At 66.2% G+C, this 3,151-nt stretch carries 3 protein-coding genes; all 3 read left to right on the forward strand.

Going from position 1 to position 3,151, the window contains the following annotated elements; genetic code table 11:
- The first annotated feature begins 184 nt into the window (after positions 1 to 184).
- The 3 genes from WA317_RS13880 to WA317_RS13890 are packed head-to-tail and all read left to right on the forward strand — an operon-like array spanning position 185 to position 3,090.
- Positions 185 to 1,228, forward strand: a complete 1,044-nt coding sequence (locus tag WA317_RS13880; protein ID WP_425173582.1) for a PhoH family protein — start codon at positions 185 to 187, stop codon at positions 1,226 to 1,228.
- Between the two features lie 30 nt (positions 1,229 to 1,258).
- Entirely contained in the window at positions 1,259 to 1,795 is a 537-nt protein-coding gene (ybeY, locus tag WA317_RS13885) for an rRNA maturation RNase YbeY (RefSeq protein WP_425173583.1), read from the forward strand.
- Positions 1,792 to 3,090, forward strand: coding sequence for a hemolysin family protein (locus tag WA317_RS13890; protein ID WP_425173584.1), 1,299 nt, complete (start codon positions 1,792 to 1,794; stop codon positions 3,088 to 3,090). Before ybeY ends, WA317_RS13890 begins: the two co-directional genes overlap by 4 nt.
- The last annotated feature ends 61 nt before the right edge of the window (positions 3,091 to 3,151 follow it).

The following is a 3,151-nucleotide window of genomic DNA, read 5'->3' on the forward strand; positions in this document are numbered from 1 at the left end:
CGCCACGGTGGTCCGGCTGGGGCCGGCCGTGTTGCGGACGTCGACGGCGGCCGCGGTGGCGCTGGGCGCGCTGGGCGTGCTGACACCGCGGTGGGACTTTCCGCCGGATGAGTCCGCCCGGCGGTAGACTGGCCAGCACGTGTCGTCACCCCGAGAACCCAAGAAAGTAGGCATCAGAGACCACGTGACGCCCCGCGAGACCAACGCTGCCGATCCGTCCAGTCCTCAGGTGCGCAGCAGCATCGATGTTCCGCCCGACCTCGTCGTGGGCTTGCTGGGTTCCGCTGACGAAAACCTGCGTGCACTCGAACGGATCCTGGCGGCGGATCTGCATGTGCGCGGCAACGCCGTCACCCTGTCCGGTGAGCCCGCCGACGTCGCGCTCGCCGAGCGGGTGCTTTCCGAGCTGATCGCCATCGTGGCCAGTGGCCAGCCGTTGACGCCCGAGGTGGTGCGCCACAGCGTGGCCATGCTGGTCGGCACCGGCAACGCCTCGCCGGCCGAAGTGCTCACCCTCGACATCTTGTCGCGGCGCGGCAAATCGATCCGACCGAAGACACTCAACCAGAAGCGCTATGTCGACGCGATCGACACCAACACCGTTGTGTTCGGCATCGGGCCGGCCGGCACCGGCAAGACCTATCTGGCAATGGCCAAGGCCGTCAACGCGCTGCAGACCAAACAGGTCAGCCGCATCATCTTGACCCGGCCCGCGGTGGAAGCCGGTGAGCGCCTCGGCTTCCTGCCGGGGACGCTGAGCGAGAAGATCGACCCCTACCTGCGGCCGCTGTACGACGCGCTCTACGACATGATGGACGCCGAGTTGATCCCCAAGCTGATGGCCTCCGGCGTCATCGAGGTTGCGCCACTGGCATATATGCGTGGTAGGACCTTGAATTCGGCGTTCATCGTCTTGGACGAAGCGCAGAACACCACCCCCGAGCAGATGAAGATGTTCCTCACCCGGCTGGGCTTCGGGTCGAAAGTCGTTGTCACCGGCGACATCACCCAGATCGACTTGCCCGGCGGTGCTCGGTCCGGCCTTCGCGACGCCGTCGACATCCTCGACAACATCGACGACATTCATATCGCCGAGCTCACCAGTGTCGACGTCGTCCGCCATCGGCTGGTGTCCGAAATCGTGGACGCCTACGCGAAATACGAGGAGCCGGGGCTGGTGATGAACCGGGCAGCCCGGCGGGCGTCGGGCGTGCGCCACCGACGCTGATGTGCGCCTACGCGAAAAGCGGTTGATTGCATGAGTATTGAGGTCTCCAACGAATCCGGCCTCGACGTCTCCGAAACGGAACTGGTCAGCGTCGCGCGGTTCGTGATCGCCAAGATGGAGGTCAACCCGGCCGCCGAGCTGTCGATGGTGTTGCTGGACACTGCGGCGATGGCCGACCTGCACATGCGCTGGATGGACCTGCCCGGACCCACCGACGTGATGAGCTTCCCGATGGACGAGCTCGAGCCGGGCGGCCGCCCTGATGCGCCCGAACCTGGGCCGGCCATGCTGGGTGACATCGTGCTGTGTCCGGAATTCGCCGCCGAACAGGCGGCGACAGCCGGTCATTCGCTCGGCCACGAGCTGGCGCTGCTCACCATCCACGGCGTATTGCACCTGCTGGGTTACGACCACGGCGAACCGGACGAGGAACGCGAGATGTTCGACCTGCAAAGCAAGCTGCTCGAAGAATGGGTGGCCGACCAGGTCGAGGCGTACCGGCAGGATCGCCAGATCGAACGGGATCGCCTGTTGCTGGACAAGTCCCGATTCTTCGACCAGCCGTGACCGGAATCACCCCGCTGCTCGCCACGATCGCTCTGGTTGGTCTGGGCGGCCTGTTCGCGGCGATCGACGCGGCGATCAGCACCGTGTCAGTGGCCCGGGTTCACGAACTGGTGCGCGACCAGCGCCCCGGGTCCGGACGGCTGGCCGCCGTGATGGCCGACCGGCCGAGCTACATCAATCTGGTGGTGCTGCTGCGCATCGTCTGCGAGATCACCGCGACCGCGCTGCTGGTAGTTCACCTGCGGCACAACCTGAGCCGCGACTGGGGTCTGGTTCTCGGAGTCGCGATCATGGTGATGACCAGCTTCGTCGTCATCGGCATCGGGCCGCGCACGCTGGGGCGCCAGAACGCCTATTCCATCAGCATTGCGGCGGCCTTTCCGCTGCAGGTCATTTCATGGCTACTGATGCCGATCAGTCGCCTGCTGGTGCTGTTGGGTAACGCGCTCACCCCGGGCCGCGGATTCCGCAACGGGCCGTTCGCCTCCGAGATCGAGTTGCGCGAAGTCGTCGACCTCGCCCAGCAGCGCGGGGTGGTCGCCGCCGACGAACGACGAATGATCCAGTCGGTGTTCGAGCTCGGCGACACGCCCGCGCGCGAAGTGATGGTGCCGCGCACCGAGATGATCTGGATCGAAAGCGACAAGACGGCCGACCAAGCCACCTCGCTGGCGGTGCGCAGCGGGCACTCCCGCATCCCGGTGATCGGCGAGAACGTCGACGATGTGGTCGGCGTCGTGTACTTGAAGGACCTCGTCAAGCGGACCTACAACTCGACCAGCGGCGGCCGCAAAACCACCGTGGCGCAGCTGATGCGCCCAGCGGTGTTCGTGCCGGACTCCAAACCGCTCGACGCGCTGCTGCGGGAGATGCAGCGCGACCGCAACCATATGGCTTTGCTGGTCGACGAATACGGCGCCATCGCCGGGCTGGTGACCATCGAGGACGTGCTGGAAGAGATCGTCGGGGAGATCGCCGACGAGTACGACGGCGCCGAGACGGCGCCGGTGGAGAAGTTGGGCGACAACCGCTTCCGGGTGTCGGCGCGGTTGCCCATCGAGGACGTCGGCGAGCTGTACGGATTGGAGTTCGACGACGATCTCGATGTCGACACCGTCGGCGGCCTGTTGGCCCTGGAACTAGGCCGCGTCCCGCTTCCCGGCGCTGAAGTAGTCTCACATGGGCTGCGGCTGCACGCCGAGGGCTGCCCCGATCATCGCGGCCGGTTGCGAGTAGGGACCGTCCTGCTCAGTCCCGCGGACACCAACGGTCAGGAGGCCCGTCATCATGGCTGAGCACCATCACCTTCAGGGCGAGGACGACAAGCTGGTGGTGCTGGCCCGCAGCGCGCTGGCC

This window comes from Mycobacterium sp. (genome assembly GCF_049802695.1).
Lineage (GTDB): Bacteria > Actinomycetota > Actinomycetes > Mycobacteriales > Mycobacteriaceae > Mycobacterium.